Raw genomic sequence first — 21,248 nt, 5'->3', positions numbered from 1 at the left:
GTTTTCCTCAGATGTTGCGCCTTTGCTTCGCCTGGAGGTGATCTTTACAGGAGGAATAAAATAGAAGTATCCCCATGGCTGAATTCACACACCTGCATGTCCATACCGACTATTCGCTGCTTGACGGAGCCTGCGAAGTCGACCGCCTGATGAAGCACGTCAAAGAGCTAGGCCAGACCTCGGTCGCCATGACTGACCACGGCAACATGTATGGAGCTGTCCACTTTTTTGACGCGGCCAAGAAGCAGGGCATCAAGCCGATCCTTGGCTGCGAGCTCTACGTCTGCCAGAACGAGGATCATCGCGCCGATCCGCAGGGTGACGACCATCACCATTTCCTGGTGCTGGCCGAGAACGAAGAGGGATATCGCAACCTTGTTCGCCTGACTTCGGAAGCTTCGCTGCATGGCTTCTATCGCAAGCCGCGCGTGAGCAAGAAGTACCTGGAGCGCCACGCTTCGGGGCTGATCGGCTTTTCAGGATGCCTGGCCGGCGAGCTTTGCGACAACCTGATGGCCGGCAACTACGATAAGGCGCGCGCCACGGCCAAAGGCTACGAAGACATCTTCGGCAAGGGCAATTTCTATCTCGAGATCCAGGACCAGGGTCTCGAAGAAGAGCGCCAGATTGCCGAGAATCTTTTCAGGCTTGAGAAGGATCTCGACATCCCAATGGTGGCGACCAACGACAGCCATTACGTCGCCGCGGGAGACAGCCATTCGCACTCTGTGCTGCTCTGCGTGCAGACGGCTGCATCGATCAACGACCCTAAGCGCTTCCGTTTCGCGACCGATCAGTTCTACGTAAAGTCGTCGGACGAAATGGCACATCTCTTCCGCCATGCTCCATCGGTTGTGAGCCGCACGATGGAGATTGCCGAGCGCTGCAACCTGAAGCTATCGAAGGTCGATAATCCTTTCCCGGAGTTTGCTGTTCCGGAAGGCCACACCATCGACAGTTACTTCGAGGAAGTCTGCCGCGCGGGCTTCCGCAAACGTCTCGATACTGCCATCCGCCACTTGCAGGACAAGGGCCTGCTGCGCTTCCCGGTTGCCGATTACGAGGCTCGCCTTGAGCGCGAAATCGGCATCATCAAGCAGATGAAGTTCCCCGGTTATTTCCTCATTGTGTGGGACTTTATCCGCTACGCGAAGGAACACGACATTCCCGTGGGACCGGGCCGTGGATCGGCTGCCGGATCGCTCGTCGCCTACGTCATGGAAATCACCGACATCGATCCGCTGCAGAACGTGCTTCTGTTCGAACGCTTTCTAAACCCGGAACGCGTCTCGATGCCTGATATCGATATCGACTTCGACATGAACCGCCGCGGCGAGGTGATCGAATACGTCACCCGCAAGTATGGACGCGAACAGGTTGCGCAGATCATCACCTTCAACACCATGGCTGCGAAGGCAGCCATCAAGGACGTAGGCCGCGCTCTCGACATGCCGTACGGCGATGTCGACCGCATCGCCAAACTGATCCCCGCAACTATCGGCGTGACCATCGACCAGGCGCTGGTCGATTCGCCGCAGCTGCAGGAAGCCTATGAAGGCAATGTGCAGATCAAGGAGCTGATCGACACGGCCAAGAACCTTGAAGGCCTGGTGCGTGGAGCCGGTGTCCACGCGGCCGGTGTCGTGATCGCGCCGCGTCCGCTGACCGATCTCGTTCCACTCAGCCGCAGCAAGAACGAAGAAATCGTCACCGCCTACGACATGAAGGCGGTCGAAAAGATGGGTCTGCTCAAGATGGACTTCCTTGGGCTGACCACGCTGACTGTCATCCACGATTGCCTGACGATGATCAAGAAGAATCGTGGCGAAGATCTGGATCTCGCGACGATTCCGCTCGATGACCAGGAGACTTACGAAAAGGTCTTCCACCGCGCGTTGACGTCGGGTGTCTTCCAGTTTGAATCGGGCGGTATGCGCGACGTGCTTCGCCGCTATAAGCCGACCTGTGTTGAAGATCTCACCGCTCTCAACGCGCTCTATCGTCCCGGTCCGATCCAGGGCGGTATGATTGACGACTTCATCGAGCGCAAGTGGGGCCGCCGTAAAGTGGAGTACGAACTGCCTCCGCTTGAAACTATTCTCAAGGAAACGCTCGGCGTCATTGTCTACCAGGAACAGGTGATGCAGATCGCCAACGTGCTTGCCGGCTACTCGCTCGGCGAAGCCGACCTGCTGCGCCGCGCCATGGGTAAGAAGAATCCCGAGGAGATGGCGAAGCAGCGCGATCGATTCACGTCGGGCGCGGCGGAGCGTGACTTCCCCAAGGACAGGATCACCAAGATCTTCGACCTGATGGAGCAGTTCGCGGGATACGGCTTCAACAAGTCACACTCCGCGGCATACGCGATTCTTGCTTACCAGACGGCTTATTTGAAGACGCACTATCCCATTGAGTTCATGGCGGCTCTGCTGACGTCGGAAATCTCGAAGCCGGAGAACGTCGTCAAGTACATCAAGGAATGCCGCGAGATGGAAATCTCGGTCGAGCCGCCGGATGTACTCTTCAGCGATGCCGACTTCACGCCGAACGGCAATGTGATTCGCTTCGGGCTGACTGCGATCAAGAACGTGGGTCGCAACGCGATCGATTCAATTATTGCTGCACGCAATGACCTCGCGACCGAAGGCAAGAAGTTCTCTTCCTATTGGGAGTTCTGCGAAAAGGTCGATTTGCGCCTGATGAACAAGCGCGTGCTTGAGTCGCTGATCAAGGCGGGGGCGCTCGATTCGTTCGGCCGGCGCTCACAGCTTATTGCCGCAGCCGATAAGGCCATCGAGCAGGCGCAGAAGGCGCAGCGCGATCTGGCTTCAGGCCAGCACGGGCTCTTTGGCATCTTCGATGACCATCCAGCTACAGCGCAGCACGATGCCTTACCGAACATCGCTGACTGGGACGAAAACACGCGCCTGCAGAGCGAGAAGGAAGTGCTTGGCTTCTTCGTATCCGGGCATCCGCTCGACAAGTATGCGGAGAAGCTGCGTAATCTGCCGGGTGTCGTCGATACGGCGACGGCGCTCGAAATGAAGCAGTCCTCGCAACCGATGCGCCGCGGGCAAGCTCCCGAGCCGGACGTAGCCTGCGCCGGCGTGATTGTCGGTCTGAAGGTGGCAAAGTCAAAGCGCACAGGCGAGCTTTATGCATCCGCTTCGCTCGAAGACACGATGGGCAAGATCGATCTCATCTGCTTTCCCAAGGACTACGAGCGGCTGGCAGAAAATCTGAAGATTGAGGTGCCGGTGCTGATTCGCGGCAACATCCGCGCCGAAGAAGATGCAGCGCCGAAGATCTCGGTTTCGTCGATCACTCCGCTCGAAGATGTGAAGGTGAAGCTGCCGAAGAACATCCGCATCAAGGTGCCGCTCGAACGCGTGAGCGAAGCCACGATGAATGAACTGCATCAGTTGATCGTGGATACACCGGGTCCGGGCAAGTTCATGCTGAACATCGAGCAGCGCGGGGAATATGCCGTGGTGCTCGAGCCCTCCGGCTTTGCGATTGCCGCAGATCGTGCGTTCATCGATCGCACGGAGTTGCTGCTGGGTCGCGGTGCTGTGCAGGTGATGGACTAAGAGCAGGGATTATGAATCAGGGGTTAGGGATAGGCGTACTGGACCGACGCTTCTAACCCCCGATCCCCGCCCCTCAAACTACCGCCGCAACAACCATTTCCAGGGTTCTTCTCACACCGGTATCACCCTCGATTGGGCCGTCAACGAACTGGTTAAACGGATGCGGTTTCCAGTCGTCACGCGATGTGTCAGGTGAATAGGTCAGCGGCAGGCCTGTAGCTGATGGATCGTACGTCGATTCGTTCAGAGACGACATCTTGTAGACGACCATGTCCATCGATGGAATGACGTATAGGCCGAATCCGCCTGCTCCTGATTTGAAGAAGGTGTCGCGTGGTGCTCCCGCTACATGCCCGTCCGTGTTCACTTCAAACTGCAGGCTGAAGGGCGAGTGGGGATTGTATGGCGAAGGCTTTTGGATCAGTCCGATATAGTCGCGCGGTATGAGCTGGCGGTTCTTCCATCGTCCTTCATGAAGCAGCATGTAGGCGAAGCGCAGGGCATCGGTTGAGTGCAGTGCGATGCCTCCCTCGCCCGGTGTGTGCGGCATAACGCCTTCCGCAGTATGGGTTGCGTAGCCCCAGCGTCCCCAGCCCATCGGATCGGCCAGTCTTTGCCCGATGTAGGCCTGTAATTCCATACCAACGACGCCGCGCAGCACGATCGAAGCCACATGCGGATCGCGGGAGTAGAGATAGCCTTGTCCGGGCGCAGCCCACATCTTTCCGTGCATCGCGCTGCCATCCTGTGAATGTAGCTGATCAGCTGCAGGATCAGTCGAGACGTAATAGGGCAGGTTCACGTTCTGGCCGTGCACAATGGCTGTCTGATGGCCGCCTGGTGGAATCGTTCCGCCATGCGCGTTTTGAATGCCTGAGGTCATGGTCAGCAGGTGGCCGAGACGGATGTCAGCCTGCTTTGAATAGCTCAGCGGAAATGCCGAGGGCAGGAACTCCTGGGTAAAGACCTTCGTATCGAGCCCGTCGGGGAATCGATCCTTGTGCTCCGAGAGCATGATGCCGCAGCAGGCGCTGGTGAACATCTTGCCGATGGAGTACATGTTCGGATTGGCATCGCGGTCTCCACGCCCAAAGTAACGCTCGTAGATAAGATGTCCACGACGCACGACAAGCAGGCCGCCGTGCTGGCTGGTGGTCTTCGTGTATTCGAAGGCGGAATCGAGACGTGCCTTATCGATGCCTGCACGCGTACGGATCTCCGACGGCGTTGACAACGTGCGCCAGCCGCCCTTTGTATCCGGAGGAGGAAAGTATCCGTCGTCGCCCGAGGGCGATGGAACGACAAGGTTCACCAGTGGCAGTGCGGCAGGAAGCGACAGCAGGGTCCGGCGGGAGAATGACATAACGCTTGCTCCGCGAGCAGAATGAGCTCCGGCGCCATTTTAATGCAACCGGATGAACGAGGAGATTCAGTGCCGGGAGGCGGAGCACGCTTGTGTATTCTCCGAAAGCTGCTCAAAGAACTGCCGTGCCTTTGCCTCATCGGGTGAAAAGAGGAGCAATCGCTGTAAGGCTTCCATCGCCGCGTCACGGTTGCCGGCCATGCATTCGCCTATGGCGAGGTTGAAACCGGCTGCCAGTTGTGCGGGGTCCTCCTGCTGCACTCTGCGCCATAGCTGCAGTGCGCGCGGCAGGTTGTGTTCCGTTGCTTCGAGGATTGCAAGGTTTCCCGCGGCGATGCTGCTGGCCGGATCCGCGGCGAGTGCGTCTTCGTATTCGCGCTGTGCGGCTTTGTTGTCGTGGCCTTCCTGGTAGAGCAGTCCGAGCTGAGTATGCAACTCGGCATCCCGCTGGCTGTTGCCGTGTCCTGCCGCTGTATCCAGCAGGAGAATTGCCTGCTGCGCGGCGGCAGCATCGCCCCTTAGGGCAAGCTGTGCGTAGGCCAGCCCCAGATCGCGATCGCTCGCCTTTCCTCCGCCGATGAGAGCAAGCCTCTCCGCTTCTGCCGTTGCAAATGTCACATCGGGGGCATTCGGATGTCGTGGAATTCGATGGTCCGTCACTTGCTCGTGGGCCACGTCGCTGGTGGATACGCGCGCCATGTGGCAGGCTGTGCAGTCCTGCTGTTCCGGATGATGTCTCGCGACGAAGGCAGCGTCGCTATGGCAGGCCACACATTTCGCGCGATAGTATGCGACGCGCTCTTCGGGACGGGGTGAACCATGCGGATCGTGGCAGCTGGTGCAGGTCAGCGCGTCGCCGCTCTTCCGTTTGCAGGCGGAGCGCAGCAGCGCCTCCCACTGGCTGGTGGCTCGGCTGTTCGCGCCCGCGGCATTCGCGTTTGCGAAGAAGCGCACGTCTTCGCCCAGTTCGTCTCCTGGCCGGAACATCTGCAGGGAACGGCCGGGTTCATCCACGGCAACCTGTCCTTCGAGATGACACTGCAGGCAAACCGAGTCGCGGCGCGAAGGCGTGAGCTTGCCTGGGTTCACTACCGGTGCTGTTCCGTGCGAATCGACATGGGCGGTGGTGTCGCCGTGGCAGGATTCGCAACCGACCCCTCCATGCTGAAAGGGGTCATTCGCAAAATGGTTACGCGCGCCGGGCAATGAGGGCTGCGCTCCGCTGGCGTGGCAGTGCAGGCAGGTGGAGTCGACGGGCAGGGTCATGGGCAGCTCCTTCGCGTCCATCGACTTCGGGTTCATGTCCCAGACCTGCTTCTTCGTGTACCAGTTCACCGGGCTCTCGAACCAGTAGCCTTCGCGGCTGAAAAGATAGGTGCGCCCTCGTTTACCGGAGCCGATAAACCAGCTCAGCTCCTGCTCGCCCTGCAATTGCCGGTTGCTGTCATCACGCCTGTAGCTGAGCCATGCTTTGCCGTCACGCTCGAAAATGCGATAGCTCACACCGGACGCGGCGTGGGTGAAGCTGCCGGGTAGCAGTCCTTCGATTGCCGGACCGCTGGCGTGCGACATGGGGGTCGATTCGTAGCGATCGTAAATGGCCTGATGGCATGTGCGGCAGACGGTATCGGGGCCACTGCCTTGCGCGTAGGCGGATGCACCGCAAAAGAGCAGCAGCCAGAACAGCGCAAATGCGCGACGACAATGAGTTGGGCAAAGACAGCACATGCAGCGGAACACTGGTTGCAGAGACGATATTTCTTGCCGAAAAGGCTCTGCTCCAGCCAGTGGTGCAGCATTTTGAGGAATTGGGGCTCAACCGGTTCGACGCGGAGTTTGTATTCAACCCCCGTCATCCATACAATCAAGAGTGCGGCGCTGGCCCGACTGCTGCACGGGGAAAGGCTTTCGCTTCCAAGACTTTATGACCGATCATGCTACTGCTTCCGCCTCCTCCGCCCCTGCGGCGTGGATCAAAACCCAGCTAGCCCGTCATCCCGAGAGGCCCGATCCCATGAGCTTCATCGAGAAGATCTTTACCGACCTGAGTGAAATTCATGGCGATCGTGCTTTCGGAGACGATCCCGCAATGTACTGCGCCATGGCCCGCTTCGACGGCGAAGAGGTGCTGGTGATCGGCAACGTCAAGGGCCGGACGACGAAGGAAAAGATCTTCCGCAAGTTCGGCATGCCCGATCCCGAAGGCTATCGCAAGGCGTTGCGCGCCATGAAGCTGGCCGAGAAGTTTAATCGTCCGGTCTTCACCTTCATTGACCTGATGGGCGCAAACCCCGGCCTTGGCGCGGAAGAGCGCGGGCAGGCAGAAGCGATCGCCCGCAACCTGATGGAGATGTCGCGGCTGCGTGTTCCGGTGGTGGCTGTCGTCACCGGCGAAGGCGGTTCCGGAGGAGCACTGGCGCTGGCGGTTGCAGATCGCGTGCTGATTCTCGAAAAGGGAATTTACTCGGTCATCTCACCCGAGGCCTGTGCCTCGATCATGTGGCGCGATGCCTCGAAGCGCATTCAGGCGGCAGTCGCTTTGAAAGCGACCGCACAGGACATCAAGGAACTGGGCTGTGTCGACGACATCGTTCCGGAGCCGGGCGAAGGCGCGCACGAGAACCCCGATGAGGCTGCCCGGATTCTGGCGGAACGGCTGCACCTGCATCTGAATGAGTTGAAGCAGCTTTCCGTGGAAGACATGCTGGCCCAGCGCTATCAGAAACTGCGCTCGATGGGCCAGTTCTACACGGAAGAATAGGCCGCAATCTTGTTTATGGATCGAAGGATCGCCGCAGCTTTGTCATCTTTTTCCATTACTCCCGGCCGTGACGGAGCGCGCGCTTGAAGTCCTTCCCGCGCCTGCGGGCGTTCGGCTGGTTCCTCGCCGCCATCGTGTACTACGAGATCGCGAAGCAAATCGCCGTTCGCGCCGCGAGCGGCCTGAGTTCCGGCGACTGGCTCGACTTTCTCAATGAAGTCATTCTGCTTTTTTTGTTGCTCATCGGCTTTGGTGCAATGGGCTATCTTGGCCAGCGGCAAAAGCAGCCGATTAAGGCGATGGGTCTAGATGCCCGTCCCGGCTGGAAACAGGAGATCGCCCTGGGCTCGGCGATCGGCTGGAGCGGTGTCGTCGCCTGTGTCCTGCCGGTGGCGCTTTTCGGCGGACTGATCGTTACCTTTTTCACCTCCTGGCACCAGTTCCTGCTGATCTTCCTGGACCTGGCGATTCTTGCTGCCGGCGCGCTGGTGCAGGAAGTTATTTTCCGCGGCTATCCCTTCCAGCGCTTGCTGGAGGCGACGAATCCCGTTGTGGCTGTGCTCTTTCTCTCGGCAGCCTATTCCGCGTCCCACATCCCCGATCCTGGAGTCACCTTCATCAGCTCGGTCGTCATCATGATCGAAGGCTGGCTGTTTTCAATCGCGTATCTCCGCACCCGCGCGCTGTGGGTCGGATTCGGGATCAACTTCGCCTGGAATGTCAGTATGGCGATGCTTTTTGGGTTGCCGGTGAGTGGCATCCTGAACTTCTCGCCGGTGATCGCCAGCAATGCCATCGGCCCGGTGTGGGTGACGGGCGCCGATTATGGTCCGGAGGGCAGCTGGCTGGCGGCGATTGTGCTCGTCGTAATGATCTTCGTACTGATTTCGGCCACTAAAGACCTGAAGTTCCGCTACGTGCAGCCGGTCATCGTGCCGGGTGGCATGCCGGTCGATATCGATGCAATTTCGCGGCGTCAGCACGAGCAGGCGATGGGCCCGGCAACACCAGCGCCTCCTCAGATCGTACAAATCAGCGGACTCACAGCCCCGGTGGTGGCTCCCCCTCCTCCGGTCTCTGAGATTCCATCTGTTGCGCCGGAACCGCATCTTCCGCCAGCCGTCGAAGAGACGCCTCCGCAGGAGAGCTGATTCCGGCTGAATCCTTTCTGCTTTACGGGAATCGATCTTGTTAGAGGGCCCAGTGCGGGGCCGAAAGGGGATAACCGGATGATTGCAGAGATTGCAGTGGTAGCAGCCGGTGCAGTTGGCATTTACTTCTGGAAGCAGGCTACACGCCGTCGCCATCATCTTGAATACGAAGAGCAGAGCGTATCGGCGCAGGAACTGCACGAAATGCTTCAGGCGAAACACCCGGTCAAGCTCTATGACGTGCGCCTGCCGCTCGACCTGCTGGCCGATTCCGAGATTATCCCCGGAGCTACACGCCTCTCTCCCAGCGAGATCAAAGAAAACCCGTACCTCATTCCGCAGAACGAGGACTCGATTGTCTACTGCACCTGCGCCAGCGAAGAGACCAGTCGCGAAATTGCGAAGCGAGCAAAGGAACTGAAGCTGACCCGGATCCGCTTTCTGCGCGGCGGCCTCGAAGGCTGGAAGGCGGCGGGCTATTCGACGGTTCCGTACAACCAGCCGTTCCATCTTGATACGCCGGTCTAAAACGGTTTCCGGCAAGTGAAAGTCTCGTCAGTGCTGTCTTGCCAACAGCCAGGAATCGCGCGATAGTATTAGCCAAGCTGGAGGCCCTATGAGAGGCTTCGCGTGGTGTCGCCTTTCCTTTTTCAAGCCGCCGATTTCGAAATGGCCGATAACCGGACTGTGGCTGCTGGCGCTCGCCGGCGCAGGATATGCCCAGGTCTTCACGGTGACTCCCGAAGGGGTGGATCCGCGCTATCTCGACTACCAGCCCACGAACGTAAGCCTGCCCTCCGCGCCGCTTTCGGCGCACAGTCGCCAGGACCTTCTCCGTTTTCTGCAGTCGGAGCAGGGCTTTGCGATGCGTCCGCTGCCGGTTTCAACGCTCACCTTGAAAGCGAACGGCAAGCTTGAGCCCAGCGGATCTGATTATGCAAACACCATAAGGGAACACGGTATCTCTGCAAAGCCAGGTGCGCATGTCACCCTTACAGACGTTCGCATCGAGCACGATCGCGTCGTCTTCGACATTAATGGCGGACCGGAGCATAAACACAAATGGCTGCGGCACGTCTCGGTCGGAGCCGACCCGAATTACACCTCCCCTATCGTGCGGGACGACGCGCAGATTCCGAGCGGCTCACGTCTCGTGCTGGTTTTTCCCGAGCACGTTCCAGACATTACCGGTTTGCAGATGGAAGCGCTGATGAAGAATGTCATCGACTTCAACCTCAAGACGCCTCAGCAGGCCTTTACGGACACGCTTCCGCCCGCCATTCGCAAGAGCGTACTCGAACATCATGTTCTTGTTGGAATGAACACGGATATGGTGATCAGCGCTCTCGGCCAGCCAAGATCAAAGGTGCGGGAACGGGACTGCAATATCCCGTTTGAGGAATGGATCTACGGGGAGCCTCCGGAACCGACCCAGTTTGTACGAATAAACGGCAATCGGGTGATCCAGGTAGAAGTGGCGAAGGTCGGCGAAGCGCCGGTCATCCGCACGCAGAACGAGATGGGCGATTACTGGAACACCCGGACGGCAGAGAGCACTCGCACCATTGCGCTGGGGGACCGCGCTCCAGCAAAGGAAGGTGGGGATTCGGCCCCCAAAGCGCCTCCCAGCCTGAAAAATCCGGGGGAGAAGTTGCCCGCGGATAAAGACGCCAATACGCCCCAGATGCAGCCCGTGCAATTTCCTAAGGACAAACCAGCAACTTCGCCTCCTCCGCAGCAAATTGTGGCCGATAATCAAAATGGCACAAACAATTAGTAACCTGGTGGATGCCTTTTTCGATTTTCTTGCAGCTATTACGGAAAAAAGGTAACCAATTCGTTATCTAGCGGTAGTATGTCTGCAGCGATAGTTGAAATAAATTGATTTAAATCATTGCCAATAGGCCAGCACCATATGGGCACCCATGATTGTGCATATTCTTCTGCAGTCGAGTTGTAGCTTTTGGTCGATAGCAATTTTTGAAGGATTAGGAAAGTTTCACGACCTGCTGTCGCATGGCGCAGGATCGCTTCTCTCCCTGTGGCACGACTCAGGATTGCAGCGTCGTGCAATCGAGTCTTTCGGAACATCTTCACTTGCCAGTGGTTATCTGGCGAAATCTTTTCATCGTGGCCGCCGTGGACCGCAGCGGGTGGCGGATCTGGAAGCGGCAAATATGCAACATGCGGCAATCCTCGACAGCGCAGCCCTGGCAATTATCACGACGGACCTGGATGGATCGATTCTTTCGGCGAACCGGGAAACAGAGCGTTTACTGGGATATAGCACGCAGGATCTGATCGAAAACAGGAATCTGGCTATCTTCCACGACTCCTTCGAACTCGAGCAGCAGGCGCGAATCCTGAGCCGCGAACTTAGCACGACGATCCGTCCAGGGCTGGAGGCCATTCTGGCTCGGGCACGGCGCTCTCGTCAGGATGAACGAGAGTGGAACTACGTACGCAAAGACGGCACAAGATTTCCGGTAAGGCTTACGATTTCACAACTATTCAATCCGGACGGCGGTGAAGAGGGATTCCTCGCCATTGCGCAAGACCTCAGCGAGCAGAAGCGGGTTGAGGCCAGGATGCAGCATCTCGCCTATCACGATGCGCTGACCAATCTGCCCAACCGCGCTTTCCTGCACGAGCAGGTGACACGTTCCCTGGCCTGGGCACGCAGTCAGAATCGGAAGGTCTCTTTGGCGGTGCTCGATCTCGATCGCTTCAAGCACATCAATGACACGCTTGGCCATCCGGTAGGGGATAAGGTGTTGATAGAGATCGCCAGGCGCCTGGCGATCTCCGTTCGCCAGGCCGATACGGTAGCGCGGTTTGGTGGAGACGAGTTCGTTATCCTGATGCCCGGTGTCGACGACCCCGAGCAATCGTCGGAGATCATGCAGCGGATTCGTAAAACGCTCGAAGAGCCGATCATGGTGGGCTCGCATGAACTCTATACGACGCCCAGTATAGGAATCAGTTCTTTTCCGGCAGATGGTAATGATCTTGAAACTCTTCTGCGCAAGGCCGACCGGGCTATGTACTGGGCAAAGGAACATGGCCGCAATACGGTGGAAACCTACGACGAATCGATGGATCGCAACGCTGCCGCAATGCTGGAGATGGAGAACTCCATGCGTCGCGCCCTGCAGCGCGAAGAGTTTTTCCTTGTCTACCAGCCGATCTTTTCGATTGCAACCGGACGTGTAACCGGTGTCGAGGCTCTGCTTCGCTGGAAACAGAAGACAGGAAAAACCATTCCGCCCATGGATTTCGTGCCGCTGGCCGAGGAAACCGGCATGATCCTCCCGATCGGCGAGTGGGTGCTGCGCACGGCCTGCAGGGATGCCCGTAAGTTTATCGAGACGGCGGGATGCCCGTTGCGGCTGTCGGTCAATGTTTCGCCCCGTCAATTCAAGGCGCCGGCTCTATTCGGGCTGATCGCCGATCTGCTGGCGACTCACAATATAGAGCCTCACGATCTGCAGCTGGAAATTACCGAAGGTGTTCTGCTCGACGAGCGCGACGGCACAGCCGCCACCGTCGCAGGCCTGCGGGCTATCGGCGTGCAGGTGGCGATCGACGACTTCGGCACCGGATATTCGAGTCTCGGATACCTGAGGCGTTTCCCCATCGACCGGCTGAAGATCGACCGCTCGTTTGTGAGCGACGTGGCACAGACGGAAGAGGATACGGCCCTCGCGGCGGCGATTATCAGCATCGGACACACGCTCAGGTTGAAGGTCACCGCGGAGGGAGTGGAGACCGCGGAGCAGCTCGAATACCTGCGCACGCGCGATTGCGACGAGGCACAGGGGTACTATTTCGCCAAGCCGATGAGCTTCGAGGATCTGACGAAGTTCCTGATAGATCGCCGCCAGATGGTCTGCTGACCTGCAATCTCAGCCATTCCCGGATTCGCGGCACATGCGTGATAGACTGATGGGAGCGAATCCGATGCTCTTCACGATCGTCCCGCGCTGCCCTTGCCGATGCAGGCTGCGAGTGATAATTAGCGCGAAGTCCGGTATTCGATGCGTGTTCTCCTAAAAGAGTGAGAGCCCATTTTCAGACAGAGCAGTGAGGAGACATTTTCATGGCGAAGATTGCCAAGACAGCCGATCGTAAAAAGGTAATGGACACGAGCAAGAGCACCGATTGTCCGAAGTGCAGCAAAGCGACGCGTATCGTGAAGCGCGTAAAGGACCGTGAGCGCGGCATCCCGGGTGGCGTATACATCTCGTGCTCGGCCTGCGATTTCTACGAGAAGCTCTAGTACTCGAGCAGGAAGCAAACCTGGAGTTACAAACCCGGCGATCAGCCGGGTTTTCCACTTTTGACTCGCGCATCTTCATTTGATATAAAAACTTAGGACGTAATGTCCTCCCGCCAAAACACTCCGCAGTAGCTCAATGGCAGAGCATTCGGCTGTTAACCGAAGGGTTGTAGGTTCGAGTCCTACCTGCGGAGCCAAAGTTTCAAGGACTTAGCTTCCATATTCTAAAGTCCAGCCTCACAAAACCCCACACTGATTAGATCGCCGGTCTCTCCTGCAAAGATTCCCGTTGCGCCGTCTCGCACCACACGATTTTCGCCGAACGTGCTCTAAGCTCTTCCATGTTAGTGGCGGCGAACTGGAACAGATTCAATTCTTGCTTGGTCACGTGTCCGTACTGACTACCGAGCGGTACCTCGTCTGTAAACAGAGTTTGAAAAAGCCGGTCAGCGATCGCATCGGTTCTCTATGCGATCGGCAATCTGTGGGTTTACGGCAAGACTGTATGCAACAGCCGAGTTCCCAATCGATTTCTTAGGAGCCACGTTCAAAAGATAATTCGTGGCCTGATGAAATCTCTGCATACAGCGGACTTCAGCTATAAGGCAACCATGTTATGGCTGAAAAAGATTTTGCCACGAGCTGTCTAGTTTCAACCAAGACGCCCCGGGGAACCAACTCGTAGCGTGGTTCGGGACATGCAGAAGTCCGTGCCCATTCCTGCATATCAACTCCATTCCACTCCAAGCCAGTAAGGAGCGCGACGATTGCCCAACATAAGCTGGATGACTGAATCTGCGAAGACAGTTGGGACAGCGTTGCGACTGATCGCGTAGACACCAGTGCACCGATATTAAGACCATGGCGAAAGTGAGGAACGCCTGAAGGCAATGGGTTGCATCGGGCGAGATGCCCGTAAACAGTTCTGCCACTTCTAACGGTATGCAGTAAGCCACGGGGAAGAGTAATAAGATTTTCAGAATAAAAAATCCAATGAACCGCCCGTCGACTCTTCGCGAATGGGGGAATGATTCGAAGGAGACAGGCCATATAAGCAAAAGGAACGGGGTCACGAGCATCGCCAGCTTCGTGGATTTTAAGAAAATTTGTAGCGGAAGCTTATGATGCTCGCGTGCAAGCCCGCTCAATGTGATCTTGCTAGTTGGCGCCACGGTCTCGCGGGAGAGGTGTTCCACTATAACGTCGCCTACGTCGCCGTCTTTACGATCACCGGTCAAGGACGATGGCTTCCGCATAAGAATGTAGCCGTAAGCAAAACGTTGCGCTTCGATTGTCCGCATTTTTTGCGGAGAGCAAAACACCCATGCATCTATCGATCCGGGCAGTTCGGAAGCCCATTGTGGCGCGATCGCAACGATGATGGCACGCTTGCTGCCAATCAGCACTTGCTGCCCCACCACACTCGAATTGCCGTAAAACTGCCGCTTCCAGAGACCGTAACTCAAAATCAAAGGAAGCACATTCAATCCCTGCGCTGTTTGGACAGCGGAGGAGGTCTGCTCTGCTCCCAGTATGAACGGATGATCTTCAATCCAGGCGATTGTCAGATCTCGATTCTTTGAATCGATCTGCAACGTGCTGGCCGCTGGCTGATAGTAGATGCTTCGGGTTGCCGTAAAGGGCCTGCTGTTACGCCACGAGAAGTAATCTCGCCCCGCCACCAGGAGATCCGAATCCCTGAAAGAAGGGTTTAACGATAGAGGCTGAAAGTCTTCGGCTTCCAGGGTGGGCAATGGCAAAATCTGGCGTCTGAGCGCGGGAATGAGAAGGACCGCCAGAACAGCGATCGCACTCAGTGTGCCCAATGCAGCCAGGCAGGCTCTGGGCTCACCAAGGGCCGATGTGTGGCTGGAGGGTTTGGAGATACTTTCACAGCGGAGCCAAAAGGCGTCCTGAAGAGCTCCTGCTGCAAACCTTGTTGCTTCGCAAGTCGGTCGATTCGTCCGTTGGATTTGAAAGACTTCTCCGCGCCACTCCGCGAACCAATCCTGGCGCTGACAGCGCGGGACTAACCTGGCTGCAGTCCACAGGATCGCTTGGGCAAACGCCGCATCGAGTCTGCGTCTCACACGCGCTCCATCTCAGAGGGAGACACGATTTTTGCCAGAAGTGGGTAACGCTTGCGCGCAGATTCCAGAATCGCCTTGCCTGCAGCGGTCAACTTATAGTACTTCCGCAGGGGGCGCTGTTCTGCGTCCGCGATAGATTGATTTTCCCACTTTGAGGTGATGAGACTATCTCGTTCCAGCCTGCGCATGGCTGGATAGACTGTGCCGCTGGGTAGGCCAGTAGCCTGCATCACGCTGAGCCCATATATATATCCAACGCTGATCGCCTGCAGGATCATCGTTGCGGTGTGGGAGAGTTTGGCCTCGGCTGCCATGGCCGCCAGTGTACCTATGTAGCAGTCTACTTGACAAGCATGCTAAGAAGTATGCTACATAGGGTTCATGTCCTACACTCTTCAAGTCTCCGATGTCTCGAAACGTTACTCCGGCATCCCGGTGGTTTCGCATGTCAGCTTTACTGCTTGTGCCGGGCAGGTGACTGGCTACCTTGGACCGAATGGTTCGGGAAAGTCAACGACGATGAAGATCATTACCGGACTGATCAAGCCCGATACAGGTGAGGTCCGGTTCGCGGGCGAGCCGATCCACAACAACCTTCGCAGCTTCAGGGAACGACTGGGCTACGTACCAGAGGAACCGCAACTCTACACCCATCTCAGCGGAAATGAATATCTAACGATGGTGGCGCAACTCCGCTCCCTTCCAACCAAAATCGCTCGCACCCGCATTCAAGAACTACTTCGTCTCTTCGGACTGGAGCAAGACCGTGATGTTTCGATGTCTGGCTATTCGAAAGGCATGCGGCAAAAGGTTTTGTTGGCCGCTGCACTTTTACACAATCCGGCAATGATATTACTCGATGAACCATTCTCCGGACTGGATGTGGGATCTGCACTTACGTTACGGAACCTCATTGCGGAACTCGCTGCGAGAGGGAAAACCGTGATGTTCAGTTCGCACGAATTGGAGACGGTGGAGCGAATCTGCACCCGGGTTGTGATCCTGCATCGCGGACAAATCGTGGCAGACGACGACATCCGAAGGCTTCAGACGCTGATGGCTCTTCCAACTCTTGAGGGCATCTTCGCTCAATTGGCCATAGAGCAGGACACCGTCGCCATTGCGCGACAGATCGCGGACGTGATCGATGCGTAGGCGAGGAAATTCAAGCCCCTATCGCGTATTGCGGGTCGTGTTTCTTACTCGCCTGGTCGATTTCGAACTACTGGCCCCACAGGGGGATCGTTCCAATCTGGCTGGCGGCTTTGCCACTATGCTGACATTCATCAGCTTCACGATCACCGCTCCATTGATTCTCATCAGTGGCCTGCCACAGGAGGCTCTCTGGGGCATGGAACACTTTCTCATTGCTGTCTCAATGGCCGTCATTGGGCTTTTCGCCACCATGAGTTGGGAATCGATATTCCCGGAGCGGAAAGACATGCTGATTCTAGGGCCGTTGCCGGTACGAAACTCGACGCTGTTTCTGGCCAAAATCTCAGCCATTTCCATGGCTCTAGGTGCGGCCATTCTCTTCCTGAACTCGTTTACCGGATTGGGTTGGGCTCTCCAGTTCGAGCCTTCCCACGGTGGCTTTCTCGGACTCACGCGTTCGATCGGAGCTTATTGGACGACGGTTACCCTGGCCTCTGCTTTCGTCTTTGGAGGCATTTTGACCATTCAGGGTCTCGTCTCTGTGCTCCTGCCGAGACAACTGTATCTGCAGCTATCCAGCGCTTTGCAGATGGCCTCCTTTGTCGCGATCCTGATCGACTTCGTTCTTGAGCCTTCGCTTGAAACCACCCCGGCACTCACAGCGGCAGCAAATCAGCATCTGTTGCACGAGTTTCCTTCCTACTGGTTCCTGGGGCTGTTTCAAAGCTTGAATGGGTCCATTAGCGGAAACGTTCACACCGTATTTGTCTCTCTGGCGCAACGAGCCTGGACAGCATTGGCAGTTACAACAGCCGGTGGTCTGATATCGGTCATGATGGCTTACGTGCGCGCCACACCTCGGATTATCGAAGACCCCGAGATCAAGCCAGCTCTAAGCGGTTGGAGCCGAAAAATCCCAACCATAGGCGATCCCTTGCACTCTGCAATCTTGTCGTTCAGCTGGAGAACACTCATGCGCAGCCGGCAACACAGGCTCATAATGGGCTTTTTTCTAAGCGTGGGACTCACGGTGCTCTCTCTCACATTGAAGAGTCCGGCCGGAGGAGGGTTGCTGATGAGTGGCTCCTGGAGCTTCTCCCCAGCATTTCTCGCCGCAACCTTCATGGCAATTGGCATGTCGGTATCGGGGACACGCATCATTGTCGCCATCCCAGTCATGCTGAAGGCGAATTGGATCTTTCAGATGACCCAGGTTCATGCGTCAACCAGCTATCAAAAGGCAACAAGGCGAGCCCTGTTCTCCATTGGCGTTCTCCCTATTTGGATCACTGTCGCAGGACTTACTCTATGGAAGGGTAGTGTGTGGATGGCCGCAGTTCATCTTGCGGTGCTCGGGATCCTGGGATTCATACTTGTGGATGCATCCATGTTCTCTCTGCACAAGCTGCCCTTTGTTTGCTACTGGATGCCTGGACGAACGAGTATCGTGATGTTCTTCCTGGGAGGAATGCTACTTGGCGTACGTCTTGCAATCTCTGCTGCAACATATGAATTGAAATTGCTGCAAATGCGCTATGGGGGAATCTGGCTATTCGGGGGATTGTGTCTCGCCGCGGGCATCCTGCATTGGCGTTTGGCCAAATCAGATAAAGGTCTAACGTATGAAGAAGAAGAAGCTCCGGCGATCATCAGTCTGAAACTGGACGCATGATCCGGCAGCTTTCGGAAACTTCCAATGGAGCGAAAAGCGAGTTGTGGAAGCCAAAAACCGCCACTCTCTAAACAGTCCTGTTTCGAAAGTCTAGTCGCTTTTCGACGACTGTATCTGGGAATGAAAAACAACGGTTGGAATTCATTTTTAATGCAAAGCCATAGCTCTAAGCTAAATCGCCTGTTCGCTCATCGAGAAAATATGGATCGGTGTATTGCCCTGTATTCGGCAGTTGAAAGGGGTTGCGTATCTGCTGGTTTACGCACTCAACCTGGTTCGCGCGGCGCGCGTGGTGGCGTGGCTTCGGCCCCTCGGTGAACCTCGATAAGCTCAGGTGGAAAGTCGTCCGATCAACTCGCGTTTAAAGGGGCAGTCTCGATAAGTTGAGACAGGCACTGACACAATTGGAGTCTGTGAGCGGTGCTTCCTATTCACGAGTTCTTCACAGTTCGACGGTAGGCTTACACCCAAGCAGCTTATATGTCTCCACCGGCCGTCAACTCTGAGATTGTGCTCGATCAAGGTCATTCTTCTATCGAAGACGACCCACGTTGGCAGCTTGCAGTTAAGGTCTCAGAGAGCTCGCACTTCTGCAAGTCGACTCTGCTGGTTCAGTTTCTGCTCTTCATTTGTGAATCCACGCTGAATGGTTCACCCGACAGGCTGACCGAGCAGGCGATTGGAGAGCACGTCTTCCGTCGCCGCCCCGGTTACAGCACGGGCGAAGACAATATCGTTCGTAGCTATGCGCACCGGCTTCGCAGCCGCCTGGATCAGTATTTCCAGCAACAGGGCGGGAACGAACCCGTCCGAATCAGGATTCCCCGCGGCGCTTACATCGCAATTTTTGAGGAAAACTTTCGGCCCTCAACCGAGTCTGCCCCGAAGCCCCTTGAACTTGACGGACTCGAAGCTTCCGGCTCCAGTTGCCTTCCTGATGACGAGAAGCGGGATATCCCGGAAACTTCAGCCACGACTCGAGAAGGCAAAGCCAGTGCGATCTCATGGCTGAAGATGCTCTCCCTGTCGCTAGCGCTCATCCTGTTGGGAGGTTTGGCCGGCTGGAAGCTTAGGTCCCCGTTTCATCAAAGCGTCACTTCGTCGCCAGCTCATACTCTGTGGTCACAGATCTTTTCGAGTAGAGCCGGGACGTTCATTGTGACCGCAGACAATGGCTTGGGTGTGCTGCAGGATGTTTCCGGCCGTTACGCTAATTTGCACGATTATATGGACGGCAGCTATTTCGCCCAGTTCGACAAGGAAGATACGCCTGAACATCGGACGATGCATAGACTAAGCCGTGAACGACTCACCAGCGTGGCGGATTCTGCGGCTGCAGCCGCGATGGTTCTTTTGCCGGAAGCGAGTGGGCATCCAGTGAGGCTGCGCAATGCCAGAACTCTTCAACTCAGCGATCTGAAGCAGTCCAACCTGATACTGCTCGGGTCGAGTTATGGTGATCCGTGGGTAACGCTGTTTGAGCCGGGTATGAATTTTCAAATCAATTACCATGCGCTCGGCGATACCTACGAGTCTGAAATCATCAACCGGAATCCCCGGAAGGGTGAAGAGCCGGTCTACATCAACAACAGTACGAGTGCACCGTATACGACATATGCGATCGTGGCGATGATGCCGAATCTTGATCGCAGCGGCTGGGTTTTGCTGATCGAAGGGCTGACCATGGCGGGCACAGAAGCCGCGGCAGACTTTGTTCTGCACGGCAATGTAGCGCCTCTGATGCAGGATGCTATGAGCCACGGATCGTTACGCCCATTCGAGGTCGTCCTAAAAACTACGAACCTGGACTCCGAGTCCTCCCCTCCAAGCATTCTCTTGCAACGCGTCTACTGACGACGAACTCTGCAGTATCAGTAAGAATCCAGGGCGCCAGACCTTCCCGCATTCCTTTCACGACTCGCTGGAGAACAAGTCCTCAACTCAAGCCATTGCGGCAATATGTCGCAATGCTCGTGGGCAGGGAAGTGCCGTTTTTCTTTTTTCAATCACTCCGGTTGAAGCTATCTGCGTTTGTACACCTGAGCGTCCACATCTATGTCCACCTGAATATCGGAAGTCTCATTTGCCCATTCGTCAGGCGGAGCAGATCGCTCTCGCTGCTGTTTGCCTTGCGCTGATAGCGGGAAACGGTGCCGTTAACGTTAGCAGTTACGTGGTGACACTTAACATCGCCAGTCTGCCACCCGAAACTGGCATTGAAATCGAGGAGCAAACATGAATCGCCGAAGTTTCATCTCCATCGGAGGCGCGTCGCTGCTGGCCTCCGGTATCAACCTGGCCCAGGCAAACCAGGAAGAGTCACGGTCCAGTGCGCCGGATCATCTAAGCGACTTTGACTTCGTTTTCTTTACCGACACGCACATTCAGCCCGAGTTGGATGCAGCAAAACGCTGCGCCATGTGCTTTGACAAGTTGCGAACGTCGGGTGCGGATTTTGCGATCCAGGGTGGAGACCACGTCTTCGACGGAACGAAGACCAAGGTAGAGCGCGCGGAAGCTCTGTGGGACCTCTACGCGATGACAGAAAAGACATTGCAGATGCCGGTTCATCACGTCATCGGAAACCATGATCTCGTCGGGATTTACGAACAGAGTGGGCTATCGCTCGAGGATCCACGCGAGGGCAAGCGTGCCTATCGGCAGCGCGTCGGCGACACCTACTATTCCTTCGATCACAAGGGATATCACTTCATCGTTTTGGATTCGATTCAGCCAACCGCGGATCGTCAATGGGAGGCCATCATCGACCAGGAGCAGATCGCATGGCTCGCTGCGGATCTGGCAAAACTTCATCCCGGAACCCCTATCGTTGTCGCCGTCCATTGTCCCCTGACTACCGGCGCCATGGCCTACAGCGCGCATGACATGTCGAAGCCGCCCAAATATCAACAGGCTTTCGTTTCCAATGCCTACCAGGTCATCGCGCTGCTCGAGAAGCACAACGTCCTCGTGGTTCTGCAGGGGCATATCCATATTAACGAGACTGTCACATTCAAGGGCATTCCCTTTGTCACCTGCGGAGCCGTCTGTGGTGACTGGTGGCGCGGCAGTCATTGGGGCACGCCGGAAGGCTACACCACCGTCAGTCTTAGAGACGGCAAAGCCAGCTGGCGCTACGAGACGTACGGATTCAAGACCATCTCTCCACGCAACGACTAAATCCTGA

17 protein-coding genes and 1 tRNA gene are annotated in these 21,248 nt (G+C 56.6%); 13 read left to right on the top strand and 5 right to left on the bottom strand.

Going from position 1 to position 21,248, the window contains the following annotated elements; translation table 11 throughout:
- The first annotated feature begins 74 nt into the window (after positions 1–74).
- Positions 75–3,590 carry a DNA polymerase III subunit alpha gene (gene dnaE, locus LJD29_RS21755; RefSeq protein WP_446743683.1) on the top strand — a complete coding sequence of 1,172 codons (3,516 nt, stop codon included), beginning with the start codon at positions 75–77 and terminating at the stop codon, positions 3,588–3,590.
- Positions 3,591–3,663: 73 nt separating this feature from the next.
- Here the strand turns inward: dnaE and LJD29_RS21750 are convergent, their stop codons facing one another.
- Positions 3,664–4,953, bottom strand: coding sequence for a serine hydrolase domain-containing protein (locus LJD29_RS21750; RefSeq protein ID WP_446743682.1), 1,290 nt, complete (start codon positions 4,951–4,953; stop codon positions 3,664–3,666).
- 66 nt (positions 4,954–5,019) lie between these two features.
- Entirely contained in the window at positions 5,020–6,525 is a 1,506-nt protein-coding gene (locus LJD29_RS21745; protein ID WP_446743681.1) for a cytochrome c3 family protein, read from the bottom strand.
- 119 nt (positions 6,526–6,644) lie between these two features.
- Here LJD29_RS21745 and LJD29_RS21740 point away from each other — a divergent pair, with 119 nt between their 5' ends.
- The 8 genes from LJD29_RS21740 (at position 6,645) to LJD29_RS21705 (ending at position 13,341) form a co-directional block, all read left to right on the top strand.
- Positions 6,645–6,881, top strand: coding sequence for a hypothetical protein (locus tag LJD29_RS21740; RefSeq protein WP_446743680.1), 237 nt, complete (start codon positions 6,645–6,647; stop codon positions 6,879–6,881).
- Entirely contained in the window at positions 6,878–7,714 is an 837-nt protein-coding gene (locus LJD29_RS21735; protein ID WP_446743679.1) for an acetyl-CoA carboxylase carboxyltransferase subunit alpha, read from the top strand. The genes LJD29_RS21740 and LJD29_RS21735 overlap by 4 nt, the downstream gene beginning before the upstream one ends.
- An 83-nt stretch (positions 7,715–7,797) precedes the next feature.
- On the top strand, positions 7,798–8,865 hold the full coding sequence (locus LJD29_RS21730; RefSeq protein ID WP_446743678.1) for a CPBP family intramembrane glutamic endopeptidase: 1,068 nt from the start codon (positions 7,798–7,800) through the stop codon (positions 8,863–8,865).
- A 78-nt stretch (positions 8,866–8,943) separates the two neighbouring features.
- Complete coding sequence (locus tag LJD29_RS21725; protein WP_446743677.1) at positions 8,944–9,393, top strand: rhodanese-like domain-containing protein; 450 nt, start codon at positions 8,944–8,946, stop codon at positions 9,391–9,393.
- Between the two features lie 88 nt (positions 9,394–9,481).
- Positions 9,482–10,642, top strand: coding sequence for a hypothetical protein (locus tag LJD29_RS21720; RefSeq protein WP_446743676.1), 1,161 nt, complete (start codon positions 9,482–9,484; stop codon positions 10,640–10,642).
- Positions 10,643–10,922: 280 nt separating this feature from the next.
- The gene (locus tag LJD29_RS21715; RefSeq protein WP_446743675.1) at positions 10,923–12,761 is read left to right on the top strand and encodes a putative bifunctional diguanylate cyclase/phosphodiesterase; all 1,839 of its coding nucleotides are present in this window, start codon (positions 10,923–10,925) and stop codon (positions 12,759–12,761) included.
- Positions 12,762–12,964: 203 nt separating this feature from the next.
- Positions 12,965–13,144, top strand: a complete 180-nt coding sequence (locus LJD29_RS21710) for a hypothetical protein (RefSeq protein WP_446743674.1) — start codon at positions 12,965–12,967, stop codon at positions 13,142–13,144.
- Between the two features lie 122 nt (positions 13,145–13,266).
- A tRNA-Asn gene (locus LJD29_RS21705) sits at positions 13,267–13,341 on the top strand.
- Positions 13,342–13,758: 417 nt separating this feature from the next.
- Here the strand turns inward: LJD29_RS21705 and LJD29_RS21700 are convergent.
- Positions 13,759–15,234, bottom strand: coding sequence for a hypothetical protein (locus LJD29_RS21700; RefSeq protein WP_446743673.1), 1,476 nt, complete (start codon positions 15,232–15,234; stop codon positions 13,759–13,761).
- A complete protein-coding gene (locus LJD29_RS21695) occupies positions 15,231–15,548 on the bottom strand; it encodes a PadR family transcriptional regulator (RefSeq protein WP_446743672.1) in 318 nt (105 codons plus the stop codon). Before LJD29_RS21695 ends, LJD29_RS21700 begins: the two co-directional genes overlap by 4 nt.
- A gap of 67 nt (positions 15,549–15,615) precedes the next feature.
- On the opposite strand from LJD29_RS21695, the gene LJD29_RS21690 reads away from it, so the two are divergent.
- Together LJD29_RS21690 and LJD29_RS21685 are read left to right on the top strand one after the other, a co-directional pair.
- Entirely contained in the window at positions 15,616–16,389 is a 774-nt protein-coding gene (locus tag LJD29_RS21690; RefSeq protein ID WP_446743671.1) for an ABC transporter ATP-binding protein, read from the top strand.
- 118 nt (positions 16,390–16,507) lie between these two features.
- Complete coding sequence (locus LJD29_RS21685) at positions 16,508–18,061, top strand: hypothetical protein (protein WP_446743670.1); 1,554 nt, start codon at positions 16,508–16,510, stop codon at positions 18,059–18,061.
- A gap of 651 nt (positions 18,062–18,712) precedes the next feature.
- Here the strand turns inward: LJD29_RS21685 and LJD29_RS21680 are convergent.
- Positions 18,713–18,850: a hypothetical protein gene (locus LJD29_RS21680; RefSeq protein WP_446743669.1), complete on the bottom strand. Its 138-nt coding sequence runs from the start codon at positions 18,848–18,850 to the stop codon at positions 18,713–18,715.
- Between the two features lie 369 nt (positions 18,851–19,219).
- On the opposite strand from LJD29_RS21680, the gene LJD29_RS21675 reads away from it, so the two are divergent.
- Positions 19,220–19,915: a hypothetical protein gene (locus LJD29_RS21675; RefSeq protein WP_446743668.1), complete on the top strand. Its 696-nt coding sequence runs from the start codon at positions 19,220–19,222 to the stop codon at positions 19,913–19,915.
- 381 nt (positions 19,916–20,296) lie between these two features.
- Complete coding sequence (locus tag LJD29_RS21670; RefSeq protein WP_446743667.1) at positions 20,297–21,241, top strand: metallophosphoesterase family protein; 945 nt, start codon at positions 20,297–20,299, stop codon at positions 21,239–21,241.
- Positions 21,242–21,248 lie beyond the last annotated feature (7 nt).

It is taken from the genome of Silvibacterium acidisoli (genome assembly GCA_022870745.1).
Classification (GTDB): domain Bacteria; phylum Acidobacteriota; class Terriglobia; order Terriglobales; family Acidobacteriaceae; genus Silvibacterium.
Note: the sequence above shows the minus strand (reverse complement) of the source record. Positions and strands in the feature narration are given on the sequence as shown.

Coding starts and splice junctions, on each gene's coding strand:
- dnaE (WP_446743683.1), top strand. CDS start 75: ATGGCTGAATTCACACACCTGCATGTCCATACCGACTATTCGCTGCTT.
- LJD29_RS21750 (WP_446743682.1), bottom strand. CDS start 4,953: ATGTCATTCTCCCGCCGGACCCTGCTGTCGCTTCCTGCCGCACTGCCA.
- LJD29_RS21745 (WP_446743681.1), bottom strand. CDS start 6,525: ATGTCGCACGCCAGCGGTCCGGCAATCGAAGGACTGCTACCCGGCAGC.
- LJD29_RS21740 (WP_446743680.1), top strand. CDS start 6,645: ATGCGCGACGACAATGAGTTGGGCAAAGACAGCACATGCAGCGGAACA.
- LJD29_RS21735 (WP_446743679.1), top strand. CDS start 6,878: ATGACCGATCATGCTACTGCTTCCGCCTCCTCCGCCCCTGCGGCGTGG.
- LJD29_RS21725 (WP_446743677.1), top strand. CDS start 8,944: ATGATTGCAGAGATTGCAGTGGTAGCAGCCGGTGCAGTTGGCATTTAC.
- LJD29_RS21720 (WP_446743676.1), top strand. CDS start 9,482: ATGAGAGGCTTCGCGTGGTGTCGCCTTTCCTTTTTCAAGCCGCCGATT.
- LJD29_RS21710 (WP_446743674.1), top strand. CDS start 12,965: ATGGCGAAGATTGCCAAGACAGCCGATCGTAAAAAGGTAATGGACACG.
- LJD29_RS21695 (WP_446743672.1), bottom strand. CDS start 15,548: ATGGCAGCCGAGGCCAAACTCTCCCACACCGCAACGATGATCCTGCAG.
- LJD29_RS21690 (WP_446743671.1), top strand. CDS start 15,616: ATGTCCTACACTCTTCAAGTCTCCGATGTCTCGAAACGTTACTCCGGC.
- LJD29_RS21685 (WP_446743670.1), top strand. CDS start 16,508: ATGCTGACATTCATCAGCTTCACGATCACCGCTCCATTGATTCTCATC.
- LJD29_RS21670 (WP_446743667.1), top strand. CDS start 20,297: ATGAATCGCCGAAGTTTCATCTCCATCGGAGGCGCGTCGCTGCTGGCC.